9 protein-coding genes are annotated in these 6,531 nt (G+C 72.6%); 6 read left to right on the forward strand and 3 right to left on the reverse strand.

Annotation, left to right across the window (positions count from 1 at the left end):
* The first annotated feature begins 47 nt into the window (after positions 1-47).
* Positions 48-1,142: a DUF5925 domain-containing protein gene (locus ACFTZL_RS38720; RefSeq protein ID WP_382593301.1), complete on the forward strand. Its 1,095-nt coding sequence runs from the start codon at positions 48-50 to the stop codon at positions 1,140-1,142.
* A gap of 55 nt (positions 1,143-1,197) precedes the next feature.
* Entirely contained in the window at positions 1,198-1,971 is a 774-nt protein-coding gene (locus ACFTZL_RS38725; RefSeq protein ID WP_382593304.1) for a DUF72 domain-containing protein, read from the forward strand.
* 168 nt (positions 1,972-2,139) lie between these two features.
* On the opposite strand, the gene ACFTZL_RS38730 is transcribed toward ACFTZL_RS38725, so the two are convergent.
* Complete coding sequence (locus ACFTZL_RS38730) at positions 2,140-2,508, reverse strand: GntR family transcriptional regulator (protein WP_382593307.1); 369 nt, start codon at positions 2,506-2,508, stop codon at positions 2,140-2,142.
* A gap of 71 nt (positions 2,509-2,579) precedes the next feature.
* On the opposite strand from ACFTZL_RS38730, the gene ACFTZL_RS38735 reads away from it, so the two are divergent.
* On the forward strand, positions 2,580-3,509 hold the full coding sequence (locus ACFTZL_RS38735; RefSeq protein ID WP_382593310.1) for a GNAT family N-acetyltransferase: 930 nt from the start codon (positions 2,580-2,582) through the stop codon (positions 3,507-3,509).
* The gene (locus ACFTZL_RS38740) at positions 3,490-3,990 is read left to right on the forward strand and encodes a DUF402 domain-containing protein (RefSeq protein WP_382593313.1); all 501 of its coding nucleotides are present in this window, start codon (positions 3,490-3,492) and stop codon (positions 3,988-3,990) included. Before ACFTZL_RS38735 ends, ACFTZL_RS38740 begins: the two co-directional genes overlap by 20 nt.
* Before the next feature lie 8 nt (positions 3,991-3,998).
* Here ACFTZL_RS38740 and ACFTZL_RS38745 read toward each other — a convergent pair whose 3' ends face one another.
* Complete coding sequence (locus tag ACFTZL_RS38745; RefSeq protein ID WP_382593316.1) at positions 3,999-4,631, reverse strand: class I SAM-dependent methyltransferase; 633 nt, start codon at positions 4,629-4,631, stop codon at positions 3,999-4,001.
* Positions 4,632-4,769: 138 nt separating this feature from the next.
* On the opposite strand from ACFTZL_RS38745, the gene ACFTZL_RS38750 reads away from it, so the two are divergent.
* Positions 4,770-4,904 carry a hypothetical protein gene (locus tag ACFTZL_RS38750; protein ID WP_382593319.1) on the forward strand — a complete coding sequence of 45 codons (135 nt, stop codon included), beginning with the start codon at positions 4,770-4,772 and terminating at the stop codon, positions 4,902-4,904.
* 27 nt (positions 4,905-4,931) lie between these two features.
* On the opposite strand, the gene ACFTZL_RS38755 is transcribed toward ACFTZL_RS38750, so the two are convergent.
* Positions 4,932-5,381, reverse strand: coding sequence for a GNAT family N-acetyltransferase (locus ACFTZL_RS38755; protein ID WP_382593322.1), 450 nt, complete (start codon positions 5,379-5,381; stop codon positions 4,932-4,934).
* A 181-nt stretch (positions 5,382-5,562) separates the two neighbouring features.
* Here ACFTZL_RS38755 and ACFTZL_RS38760 point away from each other — a divergent pair.
* On the forward strand, positions 5,563-6,531 hold a 969-nt coding region (locus ACFTZL_RS38760), incomplete at its 3' end, for a lytic polysaccharide monooxygenase (RefSeq protein ID WP_382593325.1).

Here is a 6,531-nt window from a genome sequence, read left to right on the forward strand (position 1 = left end):
CCGGGAAACCGGGTGCACGCGGCGCCCCTGTGCCGGATCATGGCGGCATGTCTGGAAACCCGCACGAGGCGCTGCCGATCCGGCTCAACGTCGACGACTCCGACTCCCCGTCCGATGTCGTCGACGCGCTGTTCCTCGGCCGCTTCGCGACGGGCGAGCAGCCGTACTCCCACGCGGCGAACATCGACCGCGTACGGTCCGGGGCGACGCTGATGCCCTCCGGCGCCCGCGTGCTGCGCGTCGCCCGGGACGACGACCGCAGCGCCACGCTGGCGGAGGGCGACGGCTGGACGCTGCTGGTCTCCCGCTGGAACCGGGGCGCCGACGTCACGGTGACGGCGACCAGCGCGGAGCTGGCGCAGAAGGTCCTCGACCAGGCCACGGACGGCGCGGCGGACGAACCCGAACCGCAGCCGGAGAACGTCACGATGGGCTTCTGGTACGTCTCCCCGCGCCGCGGCCCGCACCGCACGACCCGCCAGATCGCGGCGGGCACCTGGGACGAGGTGCGGCCCAACTACACCGCGCCGGTGGCGGACGCCATGGACCGCCTGATGAAGACCACCCCGGAGGACATCGCGGGCCGGCTGCTCCTGCTGCACGGCCCGCCGGGCACCGGCAAGACGTCCGCGCTGCGCACCCTGGCCCGTTCCTGGCGGGACTGGTGCCAGGTGGACTGCGTCCTGGACCCCGAGCGGCTCTTCTCCGACGTCGGCTATCTCATGGACATCGCGATCGGCGAGGAGGACGCGACGGGCAAGGGCCGCTGGCGGCTGCTCCTGCTGGAGGACTGCGACGAGCTGATCCGCGGCGAGGCCAAGCACACGGCGGGCCAGGCGCTGTCGAGGCTGCTCAACCTGACGGACGGACTGCTCGGCCAGGGCCGCAACGTCCTGGTCGGGGTCACGACCAACGAGGACCTGGAGCGTCTGCACCCCGCCGTCGTCCGCCCCGGCCGCTGCCTCGCCCGGATCGAGGTGGGTCAGCTGACCCGCTCGGAGGCGGTGGGCTGGCTGGGCCACGAGGACGGTGTCGGCCGCGAGGGCGCGACCCTGGCCGAGCTGTACGCACTGCGCCGGGGCACGTCCCCGACGGCCCTGCCGGAGCCGCGCGGGGACGCCGACGCGGGGCTGTATCTGTAGAAGGTCCCCGCCGGATCTGTGGAAGGTCCCCGCCGGCCGGTGTTTTGATGGGGTTATGACCCTGTTCGTCGGCACGTCCGGGTGGCAGTACAAGGACTGGCGGGACGTCCTGTACCCGTCCGGGCTGCCGATGCGGCTCTGGCTGGAGGAGTACGCCGAGCACTTCGCGACCGTCGAGATCAACAACGCCTTCTACCGGCTGCCGGCGCGGGAGACCTTCGAGGACTGGCGGGGGCGGGTGCCCGGGGACTTCGTCGTCGCGGTCAAGGCGAGCCGCTATCTGACCCACATCAAGCGGCTCAAGGACCCCGAGGAGCCGGTGCACCGCCTGATGAGCCACGCGGCGGGCCTGGGGAGCCGCCTCGGCCCGGTCCTCCTCCAGCTCCCGCCCAACCTGCGCGCGGACCCGGGCCTCCTGGACGCCTGCCTCGCCTGCTTCCCCGCCTCCACCCGGGTCGCGGTGGAGCCCCGCCATGACTCCTGGTGGACACCGGAGGTCCGCGCGGTCCTGCGGTCCCGGGGCGCCGCCCTGTGCTGGGCCGACGTCCTGGCCCGTCCCGCCACGCCGCTGTGGCGCACCACCGACTGGGGCTATGTCCGCTTCCACCAGGGCCGCGCCCACCCCTGGCCCCGCTACGGCCGGCGCTCCCTGGCCACCTGGCTCGACCGCATCGCCACGACCTGGCCGGGCGGCGAGGACGTCTACGCGTACTTCAACAACGACCCGGGCGGCGCGGCGGTGGAGGACGCGAGGACGTTCGCGCGGGTGGGGAGGTCGGCGGGCCTGGAGATCACCCGGACGCCCGAGCATCTGGCGCGGACCGGCTGAACCGGCCTTCCTCGCCGTTGTGGCCGGTCGTGCCCCGCGGCGGAGCCGCATATCGACACAGCCCCGCGCCGCTGGGGCGACGCCCTCAAGGGGCGCGGGGAACTGCGCGAACAACCCCCACCGGCCCACACCCGGCCGACAGCCCAACCCGACCGTCAGCCCGATGCCCTACTCCCCGTAAGCCGCCCGCAGGGCATCCCGTACCGCCGCCAGCGCATCGGCCTCCGTGAGCCCGAGCCGCCGGGCCCGCTCCACATAGGCCTGGGCCGCGGTCGCCAGCTCCCGGTCCGCCGCCGCGCCGGCGGCGGCCACGAAGGTGCCGTGGCGCCCCCGCGTCTCGATCACGCCGTCCGCCTCCAGCGCCCGGTACGCCTTGGCGACCGTGTTGGCGGCGAGCCCCAGCGACTCGGCCAGCCCCCGCACGGTCGGCAGCCGGTATCCCACCGGCAGCGCCCCCGACCGGGCCTGCTCGGAGATCCGCGACCGCACCTGCTCGTACGGCGGAGCACTGTCATCGATGTCGATCTTCAACGTCACAGGCCGATTGTCCCGTACCCGACGGAAAATGAGAGGCACCCGGGGTGCGCCTCCACGTAACGTCCGCCTCCATGACCGTGATCGTGCGCGACCTGCGTCCCGACGTCCGAGCCGACGCCGAGGGGTTCTCCGACACCCGTCGCCTCGCCCTTCCCTACATGTTGTCCACTCCCGAGTCGGTGGTGCACACCCTGACGCACGTCCATCCGGACGCCCACTTCGGACAGCTCATCGCCGAGGAGGACGGCGAGATCATCGGCACGGCCCAGATCAGCGTCGCCCACGACAGCCCGGAACCCGGCCAGGGCTCCGCCAACATCTACGTGCGCCCCGACCGCAGGCACCGCGGCGCCGGTTCGCTCCTGCTGCGCACCGCCGAGGAACGCCTGGCCGCACTGGGCGTCAGCAAGCTGTTCGCCTGGGTGCTGGACGAGCCGGAGAACCTCGCCTTCGCCGAGCGGAACGGCTTCCGGGCCAGCCGCTCCGCCTACTTCCTGCGCCTGGACCTGGCGGCCGGCACGCTGCCGCCCCGCCAGGAGCCGCCGGCGGGCGTCGAGCTGCGCACGGCCGCCGACTTCGCGGACGACCCGCGCCCGGTGTTCGAACTGGACGCGGCGGCGTCCTCCGACGAACCGAGCGACATCGAGACCGAGTTCACGGACTACGAGTCCTGGATCGAGGAGCACTGGAAGCATCCGCTCCTCGATCGCGAGCTGACCACGGTCGCGGTCGTCGACGGCAGCCCCGCGGCCTTCAGCGTGGCGTACACCGACGGCGGCACCCGCTACGCCACCGCCATGACCGGCACCGCCCGCGCCTTCCGCGGCCGGGGCCTGGCCAAGCTCGCCAAGAACGACTCCCTGCACCGGGCCCGCGCCGCCGGGTGCACGGAGGCCTTCACCGGCAACGACACCGGCAACGACCCGATGATCGCCATCAACAAGTGGTTCGGCTACGAGATCTGCGCGAAGGAAGTGCGCCATGTCCGTGAACTCGGCTGACCGGCCCGGCGAGGTGGACGTCGTACTCGTCAAGGCGGGCCGTACGAAGATCCGTTACACCGGCGAGCTCCTGGCGGACGACGGCACCCGCGTCGCGGTCCGGGCCCCGTGGGCAGGCAGCGGCGTACGCGACTTCGGGTTCGTCCGCTTCGAGCCCGGGGACGTCTTCACCGAGTACTACTGGCGTGACCGCTGGTACGCGGTGAAGGAGGTCCGCTCCGCCGCGGGCACGCTGAAGGGCTGGTACTGCGACGTCACCCGCCCCGCCGTTCGGTCCGGCCAGGAGCTGGTCGTCGAGGATCTCGACCTGGACCTGTGGCGCTCCGCCGACGGCACGGACGTACGACGTCTGGACGAGGACGAGTTCGCCGAGAGCGGCCTTGCCGCGACGGACCCGGAGGCCGCGGCCGCCGCCCTGTCCGCACTTGACGAACTGGAGGCCCTGGCCCGCGGCGGCGACTTCGCCACGCTCCTGGCCTGATCCACGCCTCAGCCCGTCACCGCGACCACCGCGTACCGCTCGTCCGTCACCTCCCCGCCCCACAGCAGCGGATCGTCCGACAGCCGCTCCACACGCACCTGCCCGGCGACCGGGGCGAGGAGGGTGGTGAGCCGGTCCGCCGGTATTCCGACCGGATCGAGCGTCCCCCACACGCCCTCGACCAGCACGAGCCGCCCTCCCGGCCGCAGCAGCCCGGCCCAGTGCCGCAGGACGCGGCCGGGGTCGGGCAGGGCCCACAGGACATGCCGTACGAGAACGACGTCGAAGCGCCGCTCCCCGATCGGCGGGGCCGCGGCGTCGCCGACGAGGAACACCGCGTCGCGCCCGGCCAGTTTCTCCCGGGCGAGCGTCACCATCGCCGGGGAAAGATCCACGCCCGTCACCTGGTGTCCCTGCTCGGACGCGAGGAGCGACAGGCTGCCGGTGCCGCAGCCGAGATCGAGGACGTCGCCCGGGTGCCCGGGCAGCCAGCCGCGCAGCCGTCCGGCCCAGGCGCCGCGCACCGCGGGGTCGCGCAGCCCGTGGTCCGGCTCCTCGTCGAAGGAGGCGGCCCGCGCTTCCCAGTCCACGCCCGGACAGGGGGTGTTCGTCGAGGTCACACGTTCACCGTCATGCGTCATGGGCCCAAGAGTGACACCCGCCACTGACAGTCGAATGGTGACAGCCGCCACAGACAGACCGGGAGCGATGAGGAACTCTCCCCCGAAAGGTCTACCTCCGTGAGAACGCGGAACCCGGTAGCCCCCAAGGAGGCAGCCATGCGCCGTGTGACCGTGCAGAAGCCCCTGAAGAAGTCGGACGTCCGCAGGGTCCGCGAGGAGGCCGACGAGTGCCCCGGCGGGCGCCCGGAGGTCCGCAAGGACGTCGCACGCACGTGGTGGCCGGAAGGCTGACCGGCCGGTGCCGACCATGAGACGCGTTCAGAGCAGCCGCTTGCGGTAGTGGACACGGTCGTAGGGCCCGTCCACACGCCGCTCCACGAGCTCGTAGCCGTACCTCGGGTAGATCTCCTGGTTCTCCCACATCATCGCGTTCGTACAGAGCCTGATCTCGGGCAGACCCAACGCACGCGCGCGTGCGTCGACGAACCGCAGCAGCCGTCGCCCCACTCCCCTGCCGTGCGCGGTGGGGTGGACGGCGATGATGTCGAGGAACAGATGGTCCTCGAACGCCTCGACCACGACGAGGCCGATCACGGGCTCGCCCGTCACGAACACCTTCCCCGCGGCCACGTTCGCCGCGTGGTCCTCCTCCATGGGCTGCGGCACCCGGCCGATGCGCTCGATGTAGGGGCGGAAGGCCGCGTCGATCACGCCCTCGACGACCGGTACGTCGGCGGCTCCGGCCGGCCGGATCTCCTCGTCTGCCATGCCGCGACGGTACCTACCTGATGCCAGTCTGAGCACTCCCTTAACGCGGCCATAAGGATCTCCTCCACCCGTCCTCAGCAGGCGATTTCACGGTTCTCTGGGGCTAGCTTCGGATCACCCCACGGGATCCGGCCCACTCGGGCCCGGCCCTGTCCCATGAACCGTTTCGAGGAGTTCCCGCATGCCCGCACGCCGCACGGTCGCCACCGTCGCCGCCCTCGGCGGCCTTCCGCTCGCCCTGACCGCGCTGACCGCCACGCCGGCCGCCGCGCACGGCTCCATGGGCGACCCGGTCAGCCGGGTCTCGCAGTGCTACGCCGAGGGCCCCGAGAGCCCCGAGTCGGCCGCGTGCAAGGCCGCCGTCGCTGCGGGCGGCACACAGGCCCTCTACGACTGGAACGGCATCCGCATCGGCGACGCGGGCGGACGGCACCAGCGGCTCATCCCGGACGGCAAGCTGTGCAGCGCGAACAACGCGCAGTTCAAGGGGCTCGACCTGGCCCGCGCCGACTGGCCCGCGACCGGCGTGCGCAGCGGCTCGCACACCTTCAAGTACCGCGTGACGGCGCCCCACAAGGGCACCTTCAAGGTGTACCTCACCAAGTCCGGCTACGACCCGGCCAAGCCGCTGGCCTGGAGCGACCTGGATCTGAAGAACCCGGTGGCGACGTCCACCGACCCGGCCGCCACGGGCGGCTTCTACACCTTCTCCGGCACCCTGCCCCAGCGTTCGGGCAGACATCTGCTGTACGCGGTCTGGCAGCGGTCGGACAGCCCGGAGGCGTTCTACTCCTGCTCGGACGTCTCCTTCGGCGGCGGCGGTGACACCGGGAAGGGCGGCGCGGCCCCCGCCCCGACCGCCTCGGCTCCCACCAAGAAGCAGATCGAGGACGGCACCGACAAGTCGACCGTCGAGAACCACGGACACGGCGACCACGACCCCAAGACGTCGGCGGAGCCGGCCGCGGCCCCGGACAGCGCCGAGGACACCGCCGCGGACGAGACCCCGAACGCTGCCCCGACCGCGGCCCCGAACCGGCCGAAGGCGGCCGGTGCCACCGAGAACCTCGCCGAGACCGGCGGCGACACCAGCACGACGTACCTCGCGATCGGCGGCGCGGCCGCGCTGGCGCTCGGCTCGTCGGCCCTG

Origin of the sequence: Streptomyces sp. NPDC056948, assembly GCF_042674225.1 — a bacterium.
In the GTDB taxonomy this organism is placed as follows: domain Bacteria; phylum Actinomycetota; class Actinomycetes; order Streptomycetales; family Streptomycetaceae; genus Streptomyces; species Streptomyces purpurascens.